Raw genomic sequence first — 20,964 nt, forward strand, 5'->3', positions numbered from 1 at the left:
ACGGACCGCGTGCCCGGGGCGGAACCTCCATCCGCCCGGGGCGGAACCTCCATCCGCCCCGGGCCCGCTCGCTCGTGCCCCGGGTCCGTCCTCAGCGGCCCGTGCGGGCCAGCGCCAGCTCCAGGACGACGAGCAGCGCGTCGCGCACCGAGCCGCGCTCACGGGCGTCGAACACCACGACCGGGACGCGGTCGGCGACGTCCAGCGCCCAGCGGACCTGCTCCAGCGTGTACGGGACCTTCCCGTCGAAGGCGTTCACCGCCACCGCGAAGGGGATCCGCCGGTGCTCGAAGTAGTCGACGGCCGCGTAGCAGTCGTCGAGGCGGCGCGGGTCGACGATGACCAGGCCGCCGATGGCGCCCTCGACGATGTCGTCCCACATGAAGCCGAACCGCTCCTGGCCGGGCGTGCCGAACAGGTACAGCTTCAGCGTGGGGTCGATGGTGATGCAGCCGAAGTCCATCGCGACCGTGGTCGTGGTCTTGCGCGGAGTGCCGGACAGGTCGTCCACGCCCGCCGCGACCTCGGTGATGGCGGCCTCGGTGGTCAGCGGCTCGATCTCGGAGATGGCTCCGACGGCGGTGGTCTTGCCCACGCCGAAGCCGCCCGCGATCACCATCTTGACCGGCAGCGGCGGTCGTACGGCGGCCGCACGGGCGGCTGAAGGGCGCGTGGCCGGTTCAGTCGGTGTCACGGACTACCCCTCGGGAGTCGGGGATGGCACGCAGGGCGTCGATCACCCTGCGCAGGACGGTGGCGTCGTGGGCGGCGCCGGAGACGGGGACGTGCACCGTCAGGTGTCCGGCGGCGCGCAGGTCCTCGGCCAGGATGCGCACGACGTTGAGGTGGAGCCGCAGCCGGGCGGCGATCTCCGCGACGGACTGCGGCAGCCGGCAGGCGGCGACGATGTCGTGCTGCTCGAAGGACAGCCCGTCGAGCACCGCGAGGCCCTCGGCGGTCGCCACCACCTGGGTCTCCACGGGTACCGGCCGGCCCGGCGCGGTGGGCGCCACCCGGCCGGCGGTGACGAGGAACGGCCGCACGGCGGGGGCGGGGCCGACCGGCTCCGGGCCGACCGGCTGCGGGCCGACCGGCTCCGGGCCCGGGAGCGGGGAGCCGTCCGCCATGGGTTGTCCTCCTCCTCGGCCGGGCCCTGCCCGGTCAGCGCATCGACGCGGAGCCGACGCTGTTCTTCAGCTCGAGCACCAGCTGCGGGCTGAGCGCGCTGCCCGCCCGGTTGGCGAACAGGGTCATCTCGTAGGCGATGTTGCCCAGCTTGGCCTCCTTGTCGGTGACCACGCCGAGTACGGCGCCGCAGCCGATCGCGGAGACCAGCACATGGCCGCCCTCCAGGTCGATGATGACCTTGTTGAGGCCGCCCAGGCCGTAGTTGCCGGAGGCGCCCGCGGCCAGGCTGGTGATGCCGGAGACGATCGCCGCCAGCCGCTCGGAGTCGGCGTGCTCGCGCAGCGCCGACACAGCGATGAGCAGGCCGTCGGAGGACACCGCGATGGCGTCGACGACGCCCGCGGTCTCGGTGGCGAACCGGTTGAGCAGCCACGTGAAGTCGGCTGCGGCGGCCTGCAGGTCGGTCGGCATGGTGCCTCCCGTCGAGGTGTCACCTGACGACGTGCTCACTGCTCAGCTCCTTCCGGGAGGTCGTTGTGGTGGTGCCGGCCAGAGGTGGTCGGATGGGTGCCGCAGTCGCGGTTCGCGCGCTCCACGGCCGCCTCGAACTCGTCGAGCGCGGCGCGGACCGCTTCCGCGTCGGCGGGCCGTGGGGCCTGCCGTGCCGCCTGCCGGTCGGGGTCGGCGGTGGTCCGCAGGGTGGCACCGCGCACCCGGCGGCGCAGGGGACGGGCGGTGCCGTCACCGGACGGAGCGGGGGACGGCGTCGTCTCCGGGGACGTCGTCCCGTTCCGGGCCCTGGGGATGAAGGGAACGCCACCCGACGGGGGCCGGGCGGTTCCGGCCGCGTCGGCCGTTCCTGCCGTTCCTGCCGTTCCGGCCGTGTGGGCCGGCTCGCGCTGGGGCAGGCGGCGCGGGAGCGGTTCGGGTTGCCCGGCGTCCGCGGTGCCCGCCGCGGCGGCGGGCCGGACGCCCTCGGTGGCGGTGGGCCGGGGTCCGGACGTCTCCGCCGACGCGGTGGGCCGCGGGCCGGAGGACTCCGGGGCGGGCCGTGTCCCGGCCGACGGCAGTGCCGGTCCGGTGCCGCTGCCGGAGGCGTCCGTCTCCGGCGGGCTCATCGTCAGCAGCAGCGACGAGGGGACCGTGACCTCGGCCGTGACGCCGCCGCCCGGCGTGCGGGACAACAGCACCCCCACGCCCCAGCGGCGGGCCAGCGTGCCGACCACGAACAGGCCGAGCACCTTCGTCGGCATCACGTCCAGGCGTTCGCGGCGGACCAGCCGGGCGTTCTCCTCGGCGAGCCGTTCGGCGCTCATGCCGAGGCCGTGGTCGGAGATCACGATCGACGCGCCGGCCGGGTCCTCGCCGGAGGAATCCCGCACGAACACCTCCACCGGGTTGCCGGCGGGCGAGAACGACACGGCGTTCTCCAGGAGTTCGGCCACCATCAGCGTCAGGTCGCCGATGAGGTCGGGTTCCACCACGGCCTCGGTCCGGGCCCGCAGCCGCACCCGCTGGAAGCCCTCGATCTGGCCGAGCGCGGCCCGCACCACGTTGGTGAGCTCGGTGGGCCCGGAGTCCAGGACGGTCTCGCGGATGCCGGCGAGCAGCATCAGACTGTCGGCGTTGCGGCGCAGACGCACCGCGATGTGGTCGATGGAGTAGAGGCGTTCGAGCAGGGCGGGGTCGGTCTCGCCGCGCTCCACCGCGTCGATCAAGGCGAGTTGACGGGTGGTCAGGTTGCTCACGCGGCGGCCGACGTTGCCGAACATCTCGGCGACGTTGCGGCGGCTGAGCACCTGCCGCTCCAGCAGCGCGACGGCGGTGGTCTGCACCCGGTTGAACACCTCGGCCAGTTCGCCGATCTCGTCGCGAGCGGTGACCGGCATCGCGCGCAGCTTCGGCGGGCCCGAGTCCTCGGCGTCGTCGTCGGCCACCCGGGCCAGTTCGCGTCCGGCCACGTCGGCGACCTCCCGGGCGGCGCCGGTCAGCGCCTGCACCGGCCGGACCACCGAGCGGCGCACCAGGACGGAGAAGGCGATCCAGACGGTGAAGCCGAGGAGACCGAGGGTCAGCAGCAGGCCCGCGCGCCACGAGGCGTCGTCGGAGGTGTCCTCCGCGCGGTCGGCGATCTGGTCGATCAGGGAGGCCGTGATCTTCAGCCGGGTCCGGGACTGCTCGTGGTAGACGGGGTAGGCGGCGAGCGCCGCGCTGAAGGCCCGGCGTACCTGCGCGGGCGTCGTCGCCTGCAGGCCGCCCGGGTCCAGCTGCAGTTCCGCGTAGTGCTGGATGATCGACGCGTGGGCGGTGTTGTGCTCGATCCGGCCCAGTTCGTCGGCCTGCGCCTCGGTGGCGAACCGGGCGAAGCGGTCGGCCTGGGCGGTGTACAGGGCGTAGGAGGCGACCGCGCTGTTGTACTCGATGAGCGCGTTGGTGTCCCCGGTACGGGCGGAGAGCACGCTCGTCTCGAAGGCGCTGTGGGCGCCGGCGGCGCGCAGCAGCGAGTCGAGCAGGTTGCCGGTGAAGGTGGCCGCCAGCGCCTCGTTGCGGTCCAGCCCGAGGCCGTCGATCAGCCCCTTGGCGGCGTTGGTGTACGCCGGGTCGATGTTGTTGGCGGGCAGGTAGCCCTGCTCGACGGTGGCGCGCAGACTGCCCAGACCCAGGATCTCCCGCAGGGCCTGCGCCTCGGTCTCCGGCAGCCGGTCGCCGAAGGTGCCGGACACCTTCTCGACCTGGGCGTCGACGGCCTTCTGCGCCGCGCGGTAGTCGGCCGTGGACGGCGTACGGCCCGCGCCGGTGGCCTCGAAACGCACGGAGAGCAGGATCGCCTGCCGGTGTTCGGCCTCCACCCGGTCGACCAGTTCGGCCACCTGCGCGCTGTCCCGCACCAGCCGGGCGGCGTCCGCGGCGTCCTGCGACGTGTCCATCTGCTCGGCGAAGAGGTGGGCGAGCAGCGCGGCGACCAGGGCGAGCGGAATGCCGACCAGGAGGTTGAGCTTGCGCCGGAACGGCCACCGGTCGGCGAACCTCCGTAAGCCACCGGTGCGCGGTGACGGGGCGGGCCGGGCGGTCGCGTCCACCTCGTTCGTGGACAACCGGGCCTCCTTCAGCAAAGAACTCACTCGCGCGACGGCGGCGCGTGACCGATTCTGACGATACGAATGGTGCGTGAGGGCACGGAAGCGGCCCACGTGAACCAGCGTGACCGACGCCGACGGCGGTGAGACTACTCTCTTCGGACGATCACGGGCGTCGCACTACGTCAAAAAACAGTTACAACGCGCCCCCGCCGCGGCACGAGCCCGTTCACCCGGCCTCCACAACTGCTCACTCATTGACGCCCATTGGTGACCGTGAGGCACTTGACTGGGGGAGAACGGGCTGGATTGGATCAGTACCGCAGCTCGTCCTTCCCACCCAACCCCCAAGTCCGGAACGGGAATCGTGACTTTCAACGCCCACCGCAGCAGGTCCTTCAGGATGCGTCCCGCGGCCGCCGTCGCACTCGCCGCCACCACGGTCCTGCTGGCTGGATGCTCCTCGTCCTCCGAAGACAAGTCAGACCCGCTGAAGGAAGGCGCCTCGGACGGCAAGACCGTCGTCGTCGGCTCCAACAACTTCGCCGAGAGCATCCTGATCGCCGACATCTACGGCGAGGCCCTGAAGGCCAAGGGCCTCAAGGTCACCTACAAGGCCAACATCGGCAGCCGCGAGACGACGTACGGCCTGCTCAAGAACGGCTCCGTCACGGTGCTGCCGGAGTACAACGGCGCCCTGCTCGCCTACCTCGACCCCAAGGCCGCCCCGAAGACCGTCGAGGCCACCACCGCCGCCATCGAGGCCAAGCTCGACTCCAAGCTGACGCTGCTGGAGCCGGCGTCCGCTCAGGACAAGGACTCGGTCACCCTCAACAAGGCCACCGCGGACAAGTACAAGCTGACCTCCGAGTCCAGCATCGCGGACCTCAAGGACGTCGCGAAGGACCTGACCCTCGGCGGCTCGCCCGAGTTCCAGACCCGCCGGCAGGGCCTGGTCGGCCTGAAGTCGGTGTACGGCCTGGAGTTCAAGTCCTTCAAGGCGCTGGACGCGGGCGGCCCGCTGACCCAGGCGGCGCTGAAGAAGAACACCGTGCAGGTGGCGGACGTGTTCACCACGGACCCGACCATCCAGAAGGAGAAGTTCGTCGTCCTCCAGGACCCGGAGAACCTCTTCGGGTTCGAGAACGTGCAGCCGCTCGTCTACCGGAGCGGGCTCCCCCAGAAGGGCGTCGACGCGCTCAACGCCGTCTCGGCCAAGCTCGACACCAAGACCCTGCTGGACCTCGACTCCCAGGTCCAGCTCGACAACAAGGACCCGCTGGACGTCGCCAAGGCCTGGCTGAAGACGGTCGGCCTGGACTGACGCCCCGGGAACCTCCCCGCCGGGCCGACGCGGGTGCCCCCTCGCCAGGGCGGCACCCGCGTCGGCCCGGACGGCCCGGCCCAGCCCGGCCCGGTCCCGGGCGAGTGGGCGCACCGGCCCGGGGAAGGCCGTGGCACGCCCGCTGCCCGCCCCGGCCGGGGCCGGCCGGGGCCGGCCGGGCTGTGTATGGTCAGCCCGCCGGGTGGGCGAGCCGTCCGTCGCCGTCCGGGCCGGCCGCCGCGGCGATCAGCTGGTCGAGCAGGGCGATCAGGACGTCCCGGCTCGACGCTCGGTCGCGGGCGTCGCACAGCACCACCTGGACGTGGTCCGGCAGCGCCAGGGCCTCGCGGATCTCCTCGGGCTGGTAGGGATGTTCGCCGTAGAAGCCGTTGACGCCGACGACGAAGGGGATGCCCCGGCGTTCGAAGAAGTCCAGCGCGGCGAAGCTCGTCCGCGGGCGGCGCACGTCGATCAGGACGACACCGCCGAGGGCGCCCACGGCGAGGTCGTTCCACATGAACCAGAACCGCTGCTGGCCGGGAGTGCCGAACAGGTACAGCACGAGGTCGTCGCCGATGGTGATCCGGCCGAAGTCGAGGGCCACCGTGGTGGCCTTCTTCCGCTCGATGCCGTCGAGGTCGTCGACGCCCAGCCCGGCCGTGGTCAGCGGTTCCTCGGTGCGCAGCGGGGCGATCTCGCTGACCGACCCGACCATGGTGGTCTTGCCGACGCCGAAGCCCCCGGCGATCAGGATCTTGACCGTGTCGGGTGCCGCCCGGGTGACGGTGTCAGAGTCGGCCAAGGCCCTCCCTCACTTTCTGCAACAGGTCCAGGTCGGGTGGTGTAAGGGTGACGGAACGCGGCGGGCGGACGGTGATCCGGCCCGCCTCCAGCAGATCGTCGAGCATGATGACGATCACGCTCACCGGGAGGTCCAGCAGGGCGGCGAGCTCCGCTACGGCGACCGGCTCGGCGCACAGGCGCAGGATGCGCTGGTGCTCGGGCTGCGGCCGGGTGGCCCAGGTCGGCGGCGGGTCCACCGCGGTCACCGTCGTGATGAGCGTCAAGTCGGCGCGGCTGGGTCGGGTCCGTCCGCCAGTCAGGGCGAACGGTCGTACGAGCCGGCCCGCCTTATCGCCTCCGCCCACCTCACGCGCCGGAGCCGGCGGCGGGGCCGATACCGGCCCGCGGCGCGGCACTGAGGTGCTCGCCGATCTTCTTCACCAGCATGTTCATCTGGTACGCCACCACGCCGACGTCCGCGCCCGCGCTGGTGAGCACGACCAGGTGGGCGCCCGGCCCGGCGGAGGTCAGGATCAGGTAGCCGTTGGCCATCTCGATCAGCGCCTGGCGCACCGGTCCGCCGCGGAAGTCCATGCTGACGCCCTTGCTGAGGCTCATCAGACCGGACGCCGTCGCCGCCAGGCGTTCGGCGTCGTCCCGCAGGAAACCGGTCGACTTGCTGACGACCAGGCCGTCCTCGGAGAGCACGACGGCGTGGTTCACCTCGGCGACCCGGTCCACGAGTCCGGTCAGCAGCTGGTCGAGCTGGGTGTGGGTGGCGGGCGTGCGTGTCATGGCGATGTCCTTCATCAGCTGTCGGCGGGCGGGGTCGAGGGCTCGGGGGCGGCGGGGGAGCCGTCGGCGGCGGGGGAGGCGGTGCTCGGCTCCGGGCCGCTCGCCGGCTCGGCGCCGTCGTCGCGGGCCCGCAGCGTGCCGCGCTGGAAACCGGCGAGCGAGGAGGCGGCACGTTCCGCGGTGAACTCGTCCTCGTGGTCGTCCTCCGGGGAAGGCACGACGTCCTCGCGGAGCTCGGCGGCGAGGCTGGTCTGCGGAACGCGGCGGGGCAGCGGGGCCGGACGGCCGCGCCGCCGGTCACCTTCCGGACGGTCGGCGCGGCCGTCCGGCTGCGGGTGTCCGGCGTCCGCGGGTTCGGTGCGACCGGCCCGGCCCACCCGCCCGTTGTCCTTCGCGCGGGAGTGCTCGCCGTCGTCGGCGGAGCCCCGCGGCCGGGCCGCGAGCGCCGGCCGCGACCGGGCCCCCGCGGGCGCGGCCGCGTCCCGGCCCGCCGGGGCAGCTCCCGTCGGCCGTGCCGCCTCCTCCGGCCCGGCGGAACTCACGGTGTCCGCGGTGTCCGCCGGCTCCGCGTCGCGCGCGGTCTCCCGTACGACGATGTCGTGCGGCAGCAGCACGATCGCCGTCGTCCCGCCGTACGGCGACGGGCGCAGCGTGACGGCGATGCCGTGCCGGGTGGCCAGCCGCGCGATCACGAACATGCCGAGTCTGAGGTCGTCGGCCAGCGCGACCACGTCGAACTGCGGCTCCACGCCCAACTGGGCGTTGAACGCGACGTACTCCTCCTGCGACATGCCGAGCCCGCGGTCCTCGACCTCCACGGCCAGCCCCTTGGCCACCATCGCGGCCCGCACCTCGACCGGGCTCGGCGCGGGCGAGTAGAGGGTCGCGTTCTCGATGAGTTCGGCCAGCAGGTGGATCACGTCGGCCACCGCGGGCGGAGCCAGGTACACGTCCTCGTCGGTGTGCACGTCCACCCGCCGGTACTCGGCGACCTCGCCGACGGCGCTGCGCAGGATGTCGATCAGCGCGACCGGCTCCCGCCAGCTGCGGCGCGGCTGTTCGCCGCTGATGACGACCAGGTTCTCCTCGTACCGGCGCAACTGGCTTGCGGTGGAGTCCAGTTCGTACAGGCCCTTGAGGACTTCCGGGTCGGTGTGCTCGCGCTCCAGCGCGTCCAGCTTGGTGAGCTGCAGGTTGACCAGGTTCTGGCTCTGCCGGGCGATGCCCAGGATCACCTTCTGGAAGCCGCGCCGGATGTCGGCGAGTTCCACGGCGGTGTGCACCGCCGTGCGCTGCGCGGTGTTGAACGCCTGTGCCACCTGGCCGAGTTCGTCGTGGCCGTAGTCCAATGGCGGGGTCGCGAGATCGACGTCGACCTTCTCGCCCCGGTCGAGGCGGGCGACCACGTCCGGCAGCCGCTGGTGGGCGAGGCTCAGGGTGGCCTCCCGCAGGCCCCGCAGCCGCCGGGACAGCGAACGGGTGATCCGCCAGGACATGCCGACGCACAGCAGCAGGGCGATCAGCCCGCCCGCGCTCAGCGAGGCGGCGGTCAGCAGCAGGCTGCGCGCCTGGTCGGTGCTGCGGTCGAGCAGGCCGGACGTCTGGGACCGGATCATCCGCGCGTACGCGTCGCTGACCTTCGTCATGGCGGTGGCCCACTGCCGCCGCGCGTCCGGCAGCGCGACCCTGCCGCCGTCGGCCACGGGTCCGGCCGCGAGCACCTGGTCCTCGATACCGTGGAGCGTCCGCCACTCGGGGCTCTGCAGGACCCGCTCGACCTGCGTCTTCGCGCTGCCGCGCAACTGGGGGACGATCTGGTCGTTCACCAGCCAGCGGCGCGTGCTGACCAGCTCGGTGAAGTCGTGCCAGGCCTTCTCGTCGAGGTACCCGGACGGCCAGGCCAGGGTGAGCTGGGCGTTCTCCCGCGAGACGAGTTCCGCCGCGTGTTCGAGGGCGATCAGCGCCCCGGCCTGCGAGGTGAGGTCGCCGTCGTCGACCTGGGAGAGCTCCTGGTAGGCGTGGATCTGCTCGTCGATGATCGAGCCGTACTGGTCCAGGGCCTGCTGGGCGGTGATGTCGCTCGGGTTGTCCACCTGGCTCCGGTAGTACTCAAGGCTGCTGACCGTGTTGACGACCGAGTACAGCCGGTCGGTGACGCGTGCGGGGGCCCGGTCGATGGCATCGGACTGGCCGACCAGCTTGGCGACCGCCCGGTCCGTCTCCGCGCGCTGCGCGTCCAGGGCGGCCCGCGAGCCGTGCGGTGTGGCCAGCCACGCGGCGGACAGGCTGCGTTCCCGCTGCAGCGCGAGCGTCGCGTCGGTGCCCATGATGCCGGTCGAGCGGCTCAGCTCGGTCTGCCCGCGCAGCCGCAGCCCCTCGGTGAACATCTGCGTCGTCGTCACGCCCCACACGGCGGCGAGCGTGACGCCGGGCACCAGCGCCAGCAGGATCAGCGAGAGGCGTATGGAGCCGAGACGGCGCCGGGCACCTGTCCGTGGAGACATCGTCGTCCTAGGCGATCAGCAGGAGGTGAACAGGAGGGAACGCGGACGGATAGCGGATGGACGGGGGAGTGGACGGGGGAGTGGACGGGAGGAAGCGGGGGACGGGGGCGGAATTCGGACGCGGGGCGGTGACGGATCGGGGGCGGATCAGGGACGGGACGGGCGCGGGGGTGACCGCGTGTCCGGTACGGCACAAGGGTGTGCAGGATGTTATCCGCACAATTGACCGGACGTGGCACACGTCACCGAAATCTTCCGCGGTATCCGGGCATCCGGGGACGAAGCGTCCGTCAGCGGGTCCCGCCCGCGGCTAACCTCGCGACGGACGCCACGTTCGCCTTCGTCACGAACGCCGGCCCGGTGAGCACGGGGGCGACCCCGCCGCCGCTGACGTCGCCGTTGGTCCGGTACAGCCACAGCGCGTCCACGGCGAGGTAGCCCTGCAGGTAGGGCTGCTGGTCCACGGCGAACTGCACGTCACCGTCCTGGACTGCCTGCACCAGGTCCTTGTTGAGGTCGAAGGTGGCGACGCGGGCCCTGCTGCCCGCCTGCCCGGCCGACTTGACCGCGGTCAGCGCGAACTGCGCCCCGTTGGTCACCACTTCGTCGATGGTCGGGTCCTGCCGCAGCCGGGCCGTGATCGCGGCGGCGACCGCCTCGTGGTCGTCGCCCTCGACGTAGAGCATCTCGGTCTGCCCGCCGAAGGTCTTCTTCACACCGGCGCAGCGCGCCTCGAGGGCCACGTTCCCCCGCTCGTGGATGACGCACAGGGCGTGCCGGGCCTTCAGGCCGTCCAGTCTGTCGCCGACGGCGCGGCCCGCGAGGCTCTCGTCCTGCCCGAAGTACTCCAGCAGCCCCTCCGACTGCCAGGCGCCGATGCCGGAGTTGAGGCCGACCACGGGGATGCCGGCGCTCCTGGCCCGGGCGACCGAGTCCTCCATCGCCTGCGGCTTGGCGAGGGTCACGGCGATGCCGTCGGCCCTGTCGCGGACGGCGTCCCGCACCAGTTCGGCCTGTCCCGCCGTGTCCGGGTCGTTGGCGTACGTCAGCTCGATGCCGTCCTTGGCGGCCGCCGCCTCGGCGCCCTTGCGCACCAGGTCCCAGAACGTGTCGCCGTCGGTCGCGTGTGTGATCAGGGTGACCTCGAGGCGGGTGCCTGCCCGGCCGGCCGCGTCCGTGCCGGAGTCCGCCCGCCCGCCCGACGCGGAGCAGCCGGCCACGAGGAGCACGGCCGCGGCCCGGGCCACGACGCGGACGGTTCTGCGGGAGGCGGGCGGGGGAGCAGTGTTCATGAGGGTGCGGCACCTCGCTGTACGGCCGAGCAAGAGGAACGGCGAGACGGCAGACCCCGGACGGCATGCGAACGCCGTACGCCGACCGGGTGATTCTCGCTGGCCAGGAGCCAATCGTTTGTGCCCGTCGGCAGTCAAGTGAACGGGCACGTGGAGCGAGTTGATGCTGCCGCATTGTGATCAACTCTCCGTGCGGCGGCACACGGCGGCCGCGCCATGGCATCCGCCACGGTCGAGGTGACGGTCGACGTGACGGCATCCGGCCGGGCTCTGCCACGCCCCCTGTACGGGGCACCGGCCGGCCCCCGTGACGGGGACCGGCCGGTGCGCCGACGGGATGCCGCCGGGGGCTCACACCCGGACGGCCTTCGCGGCCCGCGCCTCCCTCCGGCGTTGCCGGCGGACGCCGCGCGGCTCCTGGTCGGGCAGCCAGCCGAAGGCCAGGCAACTGCCGACGAGCCCGAGCAGCAGGCCGATGAAGAAGCCGCCCAGGTTCGAGGTGACCCAGGTGCCCAGCGAGGAGAGGACACCGACGATCGAGTAGAACAGCCGCTGCGCGGGGCTGAAGAGGGTCAGCAGACCGCACAGCAGCATCAGGGCCGGCAGCAGGTAGCCGGCCAGCCCCTGCATGCCGATGTGCATGACGACCTTCAGCGAGGCCTTCTCGGTCAGCAGGATCTCCGCCCCGCCCAGGGCGAGCAGCAGTCCGCCCCAGAACGGCCGGCCGGCCCGCCAGCGCCCGAAGCCGGCCCGCACGCCCCGCGCCGTCCCGGCGTCGGACACCGGTCCGGCGTCCGGCTCGCGCCGGACCCCCTGCTCCGCTCCGCCGGCCGCCGGTCCGGGATCCGAGGCCGGCTCGGTTCCGACGGCCGGTTCCAGGCGCGCGGCCGGCTCCGGTCCGGCGGCCGACTCCGCTCGCGCGGCCGGCTCCGGTCCGGTGTCCGGCTTCGCGGGGGCACGCCGCTCCGGGCCGAAGGCCGCCTCCAGGTCGGCGGCCGTCGTCCCCGGGCCGATGCCTTCGTCCGAGCCCGCCGACATCAGCAACCCGTGTCGCTGAAGCGCAGTTTCAGGCCCGGAAGCTTGAACACCCCTGCGGTGGTCGCGTAGTTGGTCTGCCGCAGGTTCGCGATGTGCACGGTGTCGGACTGCTGGCTGAAGACGCCCTTCGGGCCCTTCACCCCGGCCTTGGTGAGCGTGCTGGCGTCGTTGCCGATCTCGATGTTGTTGAAGGCGGCGTCGCCGGACAGCTCGGTCGAGTCGGTGGTGAGGTCGCTCGCCTGCACCTTCGATGCCCCGCTGCCCGCGGTGATGAGGAGGTTGGTGCCGCCGAGGTCGACGCTCTGGCACAGCTTCGTCAGCGTGGCGTTCTTGATCGCGGACGTGATGACCAGCACCTGGCCGCCGGTGTCGCCCGCGTTGGGGCTGTCCTCGGCCATTTCGTCGAGGGCGCCGAACTGCTCGAAGCCGGTGCCGTCGAGCTCGGTCGCGGTGACCGTGAAGGGCATCCCGGAGATGGAGAACTGCACGCCGAGGGCTCCCTCGGCGGTGAGGATCGCCATGCCGGCGACGGCCGCGACGGCAGGCACCGCCATCACCGCGGCGCGGCGCAGGCGGACCCGCCCGCGTCTCGGGGAATCGGGCAGGGAACTCTCGGGGTTCCCTGGGGTGTGCTCTGCGGACGAGGTGACGTCCGAGGACGAGGCCATTTCTGCTCCCGTGTGCATAGTCAGTGCGAGTAGGGCATCAGCGGCGCGTTGTCCTGGCGCGGACAGCGGCTGCGGAGCACCGCTCCTCCACCTCCCGGCGGATGGAAGGGCTTTCACGTACTCCGCAGTAGCCTCCGAGGAAGTTACCCGGGGTTACATTCAAGGGTCAAGGGAGTTGTAAAAAAAGGGTGTCGGTTGTGTGTCACCTGGGCGTTCGCTGCCCGCCGCGCCTGTCGGACGCCCCCTCCAGGACACCCTAAGAGAAGGTCAACTCCGGTACCACGTATTGACGTTGACTGTGCATCAGGTCTACAACTGCCACTGGCTTCCCCTGGATCCGTGGCGCCGGATCCCGCCACGCGGCATCGTCCGCGTCTCCCGGACCCCACCCGTCCAGCACGGGCAGTTTCGTCCGATCCCCATCACGGTTCAGCACGGGTGTCCTTACCCCTGGTCCCGTGCCGGCCGGTTCTCCCGCCCGGCCCGGCCGGAGGCCCTTTCCAGGTCCCCGGCCGGTCACCGGCCGGTCGCCGTTCCCGGCCCGTCACGTACGGAGAAGGCGTCACGGGCCGACAGCGGCGGGCGCCGATCCGCGTCCCGCACCCTCTCGCGCATCACACCGGAAGCCTGCACTCCCCAACTCGCAGCCCCCACCGGAAAGAGGTAATGACCCATGCGCACTCGCACCCTCCTCACCCTCGTCGGAGCCGTCGCAGCCCTCTCCCTCCCGGCGGCCGTGCCCGCCTCGGCGGCCGGCTCCGTCCTGACCACGGGCTCCGCCGGCGGCTCCGCCGCCGCGGTCGGCGACGTGCTGACGGCGCCGCTGGCGAGCGGCACCTCCGCCACGCTCTACTCCAGCGCCACCGGCACGAGCGGCGTGACCTGCACGACGTCGCAGTTCACCGCGACCGTGACCGACAACCCGGCCGCGCCGGGCACGGCCACCGAGAAGGTCACCGCGCACACCTTCGACAGCAGCAGCTGCAGCAGCAACGTCTCCGGTGTGCTCGGCGTCAACAGCATCACGGTCGACAACCTGCCCTACAACGCCACCGTGACCTCCGCCGGCGTCGTCACGGTCAGCCCGGCGAGCGGCTCCACCATCCAGACCACCGTCAAGCTGCGGACCCTGCTGGGCACCGTCACCTGCGTCTACCAGGCGCCGAGCCTCACCGGCACGGCGAGCAACGCCGACAACAGCATCTCCTTCGCCAACCAGCAGTTCACCAAGACGTCCGGCTCGTCGCTCTGCTTCAGCAGCGGCTACTTCACCGCCAAGTACGCCCCGGTGACGGACAACGGCGCGACGGTCTTCGTCAACTAGCCCGACCGGCCGGCCCGACCAGCTCGACCAGCTCGACTCAGCCCCACCAGTGGACGGCGCACGGCACGTCAGCGTCGACGCAGACGCAGACGCAGCGCCAGGGCGGCGCCGCCGGTGAGCACCAGCACCGCGGCGGCGCCGCCCGCCACCATCGGCGCGGACGGGCCCGAGCCGGCGGCGGTGGAGGCGACGGGAACGCCGTCGGACACCGACGGCGTCACCGCCGCCTCCGCCGTCGTCCGTGCCGGGTCCGCCTGCGCGCGGCGGCCGTCCGCGGACGGCGTCGGCGTGCCGCTCGCGGCTGCCCGCCGCCCCCGCCGCCCCGTCGCGGAGGGCGACGCGCCGCCGCCGGCCGTCCCCGCCGCCCGGAACACCACGTCCGAGCACGAGTAGTACGTGTCCGTCGTGCTGCTGTTCTGCCAGATCGTGTACAGCACGTGGCGCCCCGTCCGGTCGGACGGCAGCGTCGCGCCGATGCGGTACGCCCCGTTCGTCAGAGCCGGGTCCGTCACTTCGGCGAACGGCCTCTCGGGCAGGTCCGACCAGGTCAGCGGCTTGCTCGGGTCGTATCCCGGCCTGGTGAGGTACAGCTTGAAGGTGCCGGTGTGCGGAATCGTGGACGCGTACGTCATCGTCAGCCTCCCGCCGGGCGTCAGGCTCGTCACCGGCCAGTCGGAGCGGGCCAGGTCGAGCCCCTGGTAGGCGGCCAGGCCGCCGCTGCACAGCCGGCCGTCCGGGACGACCTGCCGGTCCCGGCCGCCGACGTCCGCCACGCGCAGGTTGTCCCAGAGGGTGAAGGGGGCGCCGTTCGCGGCCACGGCGGCCCGGCAGGCCGCCGAGCGGGAATCGGCGCCGCCGTCGGGGGAGCAGGCGTACGCCCGGCTGACCGGATCGGTCGGCGCGCCGTGCGCCCGCGCGGGTCCGGCCGCCCACAGCGGCAGGGCGAACGGGATCAGGAGGGCGGCTGCCAGGGCGGTGCGGTGGGCGGTCATCCGGGGCATCCGGAACGTCTCCTCGGCGGCGCGGGAACGGGCTGCTCCCGTCAGGTACGGGCAACCGGCCGGGCGCGTTCAACCCCTGACGCGCGCCCCGGGCGGCGCGGGAGCGGTCGTACGCGGCGGTGGATCACCTGAGTCTCATTGAAAACCAACCGGTCGGCTCGTATTCTGGCGTTCCACGGACGCCGGACCCCGGCCGTCCGGCCTGTCATGCCTTGCGGAGAGCCGAGGGAGGGACATGCCCCGAGTGCGGCAGCACGCCGGCGACCCGAACCCGGCGAGCCTCCCTTTGTCCGCTGAACTCCTTTGTCCGGAAAGGGTGTTGACGACGACCGTGCCGGGTCGGCTGGTTCACCGCGCCGCCGTCGCGGAGACCCTGATCACCGGCCGGCGGCGCGTCGGCGCCGACCGGTTCGCCCTGTCCGCCCAGTGGCCCCGCGTCCACCCGGTGTACGTCTCCCCCGACCGGACCGCGTACGAACCGCTGCTCGTCGCCGAGACCGTCCGCCCGTGCGGGGCGCTGCCCGCGCACGCCGAGTACGGCGTCCCGCACGACGACCGCTTCGTGCTGCACGGGCTGAGGGCCGCCGTCCCCCGCCCCGGACACCTGGCCGTCGAGGCCGCGCCCGCCCCGCCCGCCGCACCCGTCGTCGGTGTCACCGTCACCCCGCGCCGGCACCGCGGCGGCCGCCCCGACGCGCTCACCCGCGCCGCGGACGTGCGACTTGGGGACGAGCGCGTCGCCACCGTGCGCCTGGACGTCAGCTGGACCCGCGAGTCCGTCTACCGCAGGCTGCGCGGCGGCCGTACCGCCGGTGCCGTGCCCGTGGCGCCCCTGCCGCCCGCCCTGCCCCCGGCCGCGGTGGGCCACGCCCTGCCGGCGGACGTCGTCCTCTCCCCGCCCGGCCCCGCCGGGCGGCTGCGGCTCCGCGTAGATACCGCCCACCCTGTTTTTTTCGACCACCCCCTCGATCACGTTCCCGGCACACTGTTCCTGGAGGCCGCCGGTCAGGCCGCGCGGGTGTGCACGGCGGGCCGCCGGTCGCCCGTGTCGTTGCACGCCTCCTTCCGTCGGTACGCTGAACTGGACCGTCCCGTACGGGTGGAGGTGTGTGACGACGGCCGGACGGTCCTTCAGGTCCGTGCGCTGCGGGGGGAGTCGACGGTCTTCGAGTGCGCCGTCGAAGTCGCCGAACCGTGAGATATCGTGTACGGCGAGTGAGAAACAAACGGCATGACCCGTTCTTTCCCGTCCAGGAGTGTTCAGTTCCGTCCCAGGAGTGTTCAGTCGATGGCGAGGCAGTTACGCGCCGAGCAGACCCGCGCGACGATCATCACGGCCGCCGCCGACCTGTTCGACCGTCACGGTTACGAATCGACCAGTCTGAGCGACATCGTCGAGCACGCCCAAGTCACCAAGGGCGCGCTGTACTTCCACTTCGCGGCGAAGGAAGACCTGGCCGACGCCATCATGGAGCTGCAGTCCAGGGCCTGGCGTGCGGTGGTCGCCGAGACGGACGGCCGTGGACACTCCTCGCTCGAGGCGCTGATCCGCATCACCTTCGGCATCGCGCGCCTGTCCGTCGAGGACCCGGTCCCGCGGGCCGGCCTGCGGCTCGCCGCCGGGCAGGTCGAGGTGCGCCCTCCGCTGACCCATCCTTTCACCGAGTGGCGGGATGTCGCCGCCCGCAAGCTCAACGGCGCCGCCAGGGAGGGCGACGTCCACCAGGACATCGACGTCGAGGCCGCCGCCCACGCGCTCGTCAGCTGGTTCGTCGGGGCCCGCGTCGTCGGCCGGTCCCTCGAACCGGTCGCCCGCCAGCCGCGCCGGGTGGCCGAGATGTGGCACGTCATGATCCGCGGTCTGGTCCCGGTGCCGCGGCGGCCCCGGTACCTCACCCTCGCCACCCGGCTGGAGCGGGAGATCAGGCCGGTGTGAGCGGCGCGATACGGTGAGCCGCATGCCCGAGACCCCGTCCGCGCCCGTGATCCTCGGCGACGAGCCGGGCTCGTTCCCGCACGGCGTGCTCGCCGAACGGCACCCCGCGATCATCCGGCAGGTACGGGACGCCTCTCCGTACGGCCCCGCGCAACTCCGCGCGCTCGACGCGCTCCTCGCGAGCTGCACCGAGGGCGTGCTCGAACCGCTCCCCGCCGACGCCCACGACCGGGACCTGTGGACGGCCTGGGGCGCGGACGAGTACACCGGCCGGTCCTGGTTCGACGTCCCCTGGCTCTGGTCGGAGAGCTACTTCTACCGGCAACTCCTGGAAGCCGTCGGCTACTTCGGCCTCGGACCCGGGAAGGGCGTGGACCCCTTCGGTCCGCTGAAGCGGGCCGAGCTCGACTCCGCGCGGACCGACGAGGAACTGGCCGCCCTGGACGACCTGGCCGGCCGGTCCGCCGAGGAGCAGGAGGCGGCCCTGCTGCACGGTTCCCTCTGGGGCAACCGCGCCGACCTCGGCTTCCGCCTCTCCGCGCACGACGGCACCGCGGAGCCCGTGCCCGGTCTGGTCGCCGACGACAGCGAGTCGCTGTGGCCGCTGCTGCGCGGCACGCTGTCCCTGATCGCCGACAACGCCGGCCGTGAACTCGTCCCCGACCTGCTCCTGATCGCCCACCTCCTGCGGCAGGGACGCATCGAGCGGGCCGTCCTGCACGTCAAGCCGTACCCGTACTACGTCTCCGACGCCACGACCGCCGACGTGGTGGACGCCCTGCGCCGGCTGACCACGGTGACCGGCCGGGCCGCCGCCTACGGGCGCACCCTGTGGTCGGCGATGGGGGACGGCCGCCTCACGGTCCGCGCGCACCCCTTCTCCGCCGCGCCCCTGCCCTTCGCCGACATGCCCGCCGACCTGCGCGCGGAACTCTCCGGCGCCGCCCTCACCGTCGTCAAGGGCGACCTCAACTACCGCCGCCTGGTGGGCGACCGCCGGTGGCCGCCGACCACGCCCTTCCGTGACGTCACCGCCGGGTTCCCGGGCCCGGTGGCCGCCCTGCGCACCCTGAAGTCGGACGTGATCACCGGGCTCGACGCCGCCACGGAGACCGCGCTGGTGGAAGCCGAGGGACAACGCTGGCGCACCGGCGGCACGCACGCCCTCATCCAGGTACGCGCCTGACCCCGCCCCGTCCCGGACGCCGAGCATCGCACCCCCGGCGCGCCCGAGCCCCCCGCGCAGCCCCCGGCACGCCCCGCGCGGGCCGGGCGTCCGCGCGGGCCGGGCGTCCGGGCGTTCCACCGCGGTCCGGCGCCGGTTCACGCGATGGTGTGGTCGTTCCGCCGCCCGCGGATGCCGCCGGAGGGGCGAGGGTAGAGCCCCGGCCATGACGCAGCAGCCCTTCGAACTCCCGCACTTCTACATGCCGTATCCCGCGCGGCTGAACCCGCACGTCGACGAGGCCCGCGCCCACTCGACCGCGTGGGCGCGCGAGATGGGCATGCTGGAGGGTTCCGGGATCTGGGAGCAGTCCGACCTCGACGCCCACGACTACGGCCTGCTCTGCGCCTGCACCCACCCCGACTGCGACGGCCCCGCCCTGTCCCTGATCACCGACTGGTACGTGTGGGTCTTCTTCTTCGACGACCACTTCCTCGAGACCTTCAAGCGCACCCAGGACCGCGCCGGCGGCAAGGCCTACCTGGACCGCCTGCCGCTGTTCATGCCGCCGGACCTGTCCGCCCCGGTTCCCGAACCGCTGAACCCGGTCGAGGCGGGCCTCGCCGACCTGTGGGCCCGTACCGTCCCGGCGATGTCCGAGAACTGGCGCCGGCGCTTCGCCCTGGCCACCGAGCACCTCCTCAACGAGTCGCTGTGGGAGCTGTCCAACATCAACGAGGGGCGGATCGCCAACCCCGTCGAGTACATCGAGATGCGCCGCAAGGTCGGCGGCGCCCCCTGGTCGGCGGGGCTGGTGGAGTACGCGACCGCCGAGGTGCCCGCGGCGGCGGCCGGCACCCGGCCGCTGCGGGTGCTGATGGAGACGTTCGCCGACGCCGTGCACCTGCGCAACGACCTGTTCTCCTACCAGCGGGAGGTCGAGGACGAGGGCGAGAACAGCAACGGCGTGCTCGTCCTGGAGACCTTCTTCGGCTGCACCACCCAGCAGGCCGCCGACCTCGTCAACGACATCCTCACCTCCCGCATGCAGCAGTTCGAGCACACGGCCCTGACCGAAGTGCCCGCGCTGGCCCTGGACCGGGGCCTGACCCCCGACGAGGTCGCCGCCGTCGCCGCGTACACGCGCGGACTCCAGGACTGGCAGTCCGGCGGCCACGAATGGCACCTGCGCTCCAGCCGCTACATGAACGCACGCGCGGGCGCCGCCCGCCCGTGGCAGACCCCCACCGGCCCCGGCACCTCGGCCGCCGACGTCCGAGGCCTGCTCGCGGCGGCCGGCGCCGAACGGCTGCGTGCCTGGACGTACGTGCCGTTCCGGAAGGTCGGCCCGTCCCTGCTGCCCGACTTCCCGATGCCCTTCCGGGTCGAGCTGAGCCCGCACCTGGCCGCCGCCCGCACCCGCCTCACGGAGTGGACGCGCCGCACGGGCATCCTCCAGGAGGGCGTCTGGGACGAGGACAAGCTCGCCGCCTACGACCTGGCGCTGTGCTCGGCCGGCCTCGACCCGGACGCCACACCGCAGGCCCTCGACCTCAGCGCGCAGTGGCTCGCCTGGGGAACCTACGGCGACGACTACTACCCCCTCGTCTTCGGCCACCGCCGCGACCTGGCCGCCGCCCGGCTGACCACCCGGCGCCTGTCGGCGTGCATGCCGGTCGACGGCGAGGCGGCCGTCGTCCCCGTGAACGCCATGGAACGCGGCCTCCTCGACCTGTGGGCCCGCACCACGGCCCGGATGGGCCCGGACGCACGGCGTTCCCTGAAGGGCGCCATCGACACGATGACCGAGAGCTGGGTGTGGGAGCTGTCCAACCAGCTCCAGAACCGCATCCCCGACCCCGTCGACTACCTGGAGATGCGTCGCGCCACCTTCGGCGCCGACCTGACCCTCGGCCTGTGCCGGGCCGGGCACGGGCCCGCGGTGGCGCCGGAGGTCTACCGCAGCGGGCCGGTGCGCTCCCTGGAGAACGCCGCCGTCGACTACGCGTGCCTGCTCAACGACGTCTTCTCGTACCAGAAGGAGATCGAGTACGAGGGCGAGATCCACAACGCGATCCTCGTCGTGCAGAACTTCTTCGGCATCGACTACCCCACCGCGCTCGGGGTCGTGCACGACCTGATGATCCGGCGGATGCAGCAGTTCCAGCACGTCGTCGAGCACGAACTGCCCGTCGTCTACGACGACTTCGCACTGTCGAAGGAGGGGCGCGAGGCGATGGAGGGCTATGTGGCCGATCTGCGGAACTGGATGGCGGGCATCCTGAACTGGCACCGCTCCGTGGACCGTTACAAGCCCGACTTCCTGGCCCGCCGGGCCCACGCCTTCCTGCCGGACCGCCCGCCCGCGCCACCCGTGGGCCGAGCCCCCCGGCCGTCCCCCGGCCGTCAGCCCGGCGACCCGCTCCAACTGTCCGACGCGGCCCACTGACGACACACGGCACCGAGACCAGCCCCGGGCACGCCCCGCCCCCGCGGACCCGGCGCCCCGACCGGTGCCCGTCGGCCGACCGCGGCCCGGCCCGCGCCCGCCCGGCCCGGCGTCCCCGCCGGCACCCGTCGGAGCCCGGGACGTGTGTCTGTCGTCGGTCCGGCGGGCGGGCTCGTCGGGCGGCCCGGCTGCGGGTCGTGCTGCCGGCCGGGCCGCGCCCGCCCGGTCCGGCGTCCCCGTCGACGTCCGTCGGCTGGACCCGTCGGAACCTGGGGCGGGTGTCTGTCGTCGGTCCGGCGGGCGGGCTCGTCGGGCGGCCCGGCGTGGGGGTCGTGCTGCCGGCCGGGCCGCGCCCGCCCGGCCTGGTGCTCCGGTCGGCGTCCCGGTGCCCTGCCGGTGTCTGTCGGCCGGACGCGCCGGAGCCCGGGGCGGGTGCCTGTTGTCGGTCCGGCGGGCGGGCTCGTCGGGCGGCCCGGCGGG

General features: G+C 73.0%; 18 protein-coding genes. 6 read left to right on the forward strand and 12 right to left on the reverse strand.

Going from position 1 to position 20,964, the window contains the following annotated elements:
• Positions 1–91 precede the first annotated feature (91 nt).
• From VKA29_RS17485 to VKA29_RS17500, 4 genes are read right to left on the reverse strand one after another with little or no spacing between them, the layout of a single operon-like run.
• Entirely contained in the window at positions 92–694 is a 603-nt protein-coding gene (locus VKA29_RS17485) for a GTP-binding protein (RefSeq protein WP_324786754.1), read from the reverse strand.
• Positions 681–1,127, reverse strand: coding sequence for a DUF742 domain-containing protein (locus VKA29_RS17490; RefSeq protein ID WP_324786756.1), 447 nt, complete (start codon positions 1,125–1,127; stop codon positions 681–683). Before VKA29_RS17490 ends, VKA29_RS17485 begins: the two co-directional genes overlap by 14 nt.
• Positions 1,128–1,161: 34 nt before the next feature.
• On the reverse strand, positions 1,162–1,638 hold the full coding sequence (locus VKA29_RS17495) for a roadblock/LC7 domain-containing protein (RefSeq protein ID WP_324786758.1): 477 nt from the start codon (positions 1,636–1,638) through the stop codon (positions 1,162–1,164).
• On the reverse strand, positions 1,635–4,223 hold the full coding sequence (locus tag VKA29_RS17500) for a sensor histidine kinase (protein WP_324786760.1): 2,589 nt from the start codon (positions 4,221–4,223) through the stop codon (positions 1,635–1,637). The genes VKA29_RS17495 and VKA29_RS17500 overlap by 4 nt, the downstream gene beginning before the upstream one ends.
• A gap of 349 nt (positions 4,224–4,572) precedes the next feature.
• Between VKA29_RS17500 and VKA29_RS17505 the strand changes: the two genes are divergently transcribed.
• On the forward strand, positions 4,573–5,529 hold the full coding sequence (locus VKA29_RS17505) for an ABC transporter substrate-binding protein (protein ID WP_324786761.1): 957 nt from the start codon (positions 4,573–4,575) through the stop codon (positions 5,527–5,529).
• A 190-nt stretch (positions 5,530–5,719) separates the two neighbouring features.
• Here the strand turns inward: VKA29_RS17505 and VKA29_RS17510 are convergent, their stop codons facing one another.
• The 7 genes from VKA29_RS17510 to VKA29_RS17540 form a co-directional block, all read right to left on the reverse strand.
• Positions 5,720–6,331: a GTP-binding protein gene (locus VKA29_RS17510; protein WP_324786762.1), complete on the reverse strand. Its 612-nt coding sequence runs from the start codon at positions 6,329–6,331 to the stop codon at positions 5,720–5,722.
• Complete coding sequence (locus tag VKA29_RS17515) at positions 6,318–6,677, reverse strand: DUF742 domain-containing protein (protein WP_324786763.1); 360 nt, start codon at positions 6,675–6,677, stop codon at positions 6,318–6,320. The genes VKA29_RS17510 and VKA29_RS17515 overlap by 14 nt, the downstream gene beginning before the upstream one ends.
• Before the next feature lies 1 nt (position 6,678).
• Positions 6,679–7,107, reverse strand: coding sequence for a roadblock/LC7 domain-containing protein (locus VKA29_RS17520; protein WP_324786765.1), 429 nt, complete (start codon positions 7,105–7,107; stop codon positions 6,679–6,681).
• Between the two features lie 14 nt (positions 7,108–7,121).
• On the reverse strand, positions 7,122–9,611 hold the full coding sequence (locus VKA29_RS17525) for a nitrate- and nitrite sensing domain-containing protein (protein WP_324786766.1): 2,490 nt from the start codon (positions 9,609–9,611) through the stop codon (positions 7,122–7,124).
• Between the two features lie 290 nt (positions 9,612–9,901).
• A complete protein-coding gene (locus tag VKA29_RS17530) occupies positions 9,902–10,903 on the reverse strand; it encodes a substrate-binding domain-containing protein (protein WP_324786767.1) in 1,002 nt (333 codons plus the stop codon).
• Positions 10,904–11,254: 351 nt separating this feature from the next.
• The gene (locus VKA29_RS17535) at positions 11,255–11,686 is read right to left on the reverse strand and encodes a DUF6114 domain-containing protein (protein ID WP_324786986.1); all 432 of its coding nucleotides are present in this window, start codon (positions 11,684–11,686) and stop codon (positions 11,255–11,257) included.
• A gap of 254 nt (positions 11,687–11,940) precedes the next feature.
• Complete coding sequence (locus tag VKA29_RS17540) at positions 11,941–12,609, reverse strand: DUF6230 family protein (RefSeq protein ID WP_324786768.1); 669 nt, start codon at positions 12,607–12,609, stop codon at positions 11,941–11,943.
• Between the two features lie 673 nt (positions 12,610–13,282).
• On the opposite strand from VKA29_RS17540, the gene VKA29_RS17545 reads away from it, so the two are divergent.
• Positions 13,283–13,933: a Tat pathway signal sequence domain protein gene (locus VKA29_RS17545; protein WP_324786769.1), complete on the forward strand. Its 651-nt coding sequence runs from the start codon at positions 13,283–13,285 to the stop codon at positions 13,931–13,933.
• 68 nt (positions 13,934–14,001) lie between these two features.
• Here VKA29_RS17545 and VKA29_RS17550 read toward each other — a convergent pair whose 3' ends face one another.
• Positions 14,002–14,934 (reverse strand): lytic polysaccharide monooxygenase, encoded by a 933-nt coding sequence (locus VKA29_RS17550; RefSeq protein WP_324786771.1) that lies wholly within the window; start codon positions 14,932–14,934, stop codon positions 14,002–14,004.
• A 316-nt stretch (positions 14,935–15,250) separates the two neighbouring features.
• Between VKA29_RS17550 and VKA29_RS17555 the strand changes: the two genes are divergently transcribed.
• The 4 genes from VKA29_RS17555 to cyc2 all read left to right on the forward strand — a co-directional run bounded on the left by VKA29_RS17555 (position 15,251) and on the right by cyc2 (position 20,484).
• The gene (locus VKA29_RS17555) at positions 15,251–16,132 is read left to right on the forward strand and encodes a ScbA/BarX family gamma-butyrolactone biosynthesis protein (RefSeq protein WP_324786772.1); all 882 of its coding nucleotides are present in this window, start codon (positions 15,251–15,253) and stop codon (positions 16,130–16,132) included.
• A 90-nt stretch (positions 16,133–16,222) separates the two neighbouring features.
• Positions 16,223–16,870, forward strand: coding sequence for a ScbR family autoregulator-binding transcription factor (locus VKA29_RS17560; protein WP_324786774.1), 648 nt, complete (start codon positions 16,223–16,225; stop codon positions 16,868–16,870).
• 22 nt (positions 16,871–16,892) lie between these two features.
• Entirely contained in the window at positions 16,893–18,056 is a 1,164-nt protein-coding gene (locus VKA29_RS17565; RefSeq protein WP_324786775.1) for a damage-control phosphatase ARMT1 family protein, read from the forward strand.
• A 205-nt stretch (positions 18,057–18,261) separates the two neighbouring features.
• Entirely contained in the window at positions 18,262–20,484 is a 2,223-nt protein-coding gene (gene cyc2, locus VKA29_RS17570) for a germacradienol/geosmin synthase Cyc2 (RefSeq protein WP_324786776.1), read from the forward strand.
• Positions 20,485–20,964: the final 480 nt, after the last annotated feature.

The organism is Streptomyces sp. H51 (assembly GCF_035656535.1).
GTDB lineage: Bacteria > Actinomycetota > Actinomycetes > Streptomycetales > Streptomycetaceae > Streptomyces.

Coding starts and splice junctions, on each gene's coding strand:
- VKA29_RS17530 (WP_324786767.1), bottom strand. CDS start 10,903: ATGAACACTGCTCCCCCGCCCGCCTCCCGCAGAACCGTCCGCGTCGTG.
- VKA29_RS17565 (WP_324786775.1), top strand. CDS start 16,893: ATGCCCGAGACCCCGTCCGCGCCCGTGATCCTCGGCGACGAGCCGGGC.
- VKA29_RS17550 (WP_324786771.1), bottom strand. CDS start 14,934: ATGCCCCGGATGACCGCCCACCGCACCGCCCTGGCAGCCGCCCTCCTG.
- cyc2 (WP_324786776.1), top strand. CDS start 18,262: ATGACGCAGCAGCCCTTCGAACTCCCGCACTTCTACATGCCGTATCCC.
- VKA29_RS17540 (WP_324786768.1), bottom strand. CDS start 12,609: ATGGCCTCGTCCTCGGACGTCACCTCGTCCGCAGAGCACACCCCAGGG.
- VKA29_RS17525 (WP_324786766.1), bottom strand. CDS start 9,611: ATGTCTCCACGGACAGGTGCCCGGCGCCGTCTCGGCTCCATACGCCTC.
- VKA29_RS17560 (WP_324786774.1), top strand. CDS start 16,223: ATGGCGAGGCAGTTACGCGCCGAGCAGACCCGCGCGACGATCATCACG.
- VKA29_RS17545 (WP_324786769.1), top strand. CDS start 13,283: ATGCGCACTCGCACCCTCCTCACCCTCGTCGGAGCCGTCGCAGCCCTC.
- VKA29_RS17490 (WP_324786756.1), bottom strand. CDS start 1,127: ATGGCGGACGGCTCCCCGCTCCCGGGCCCGGAGCCGGTCGGCCCGCAG.
- VKA29_RS17520 (WP_324786765.1), bottom strand. CDS start 7,107: ATGACACGCACGCCCGCCACCCACACCCAGCTCGACCAGCTGCTGACC.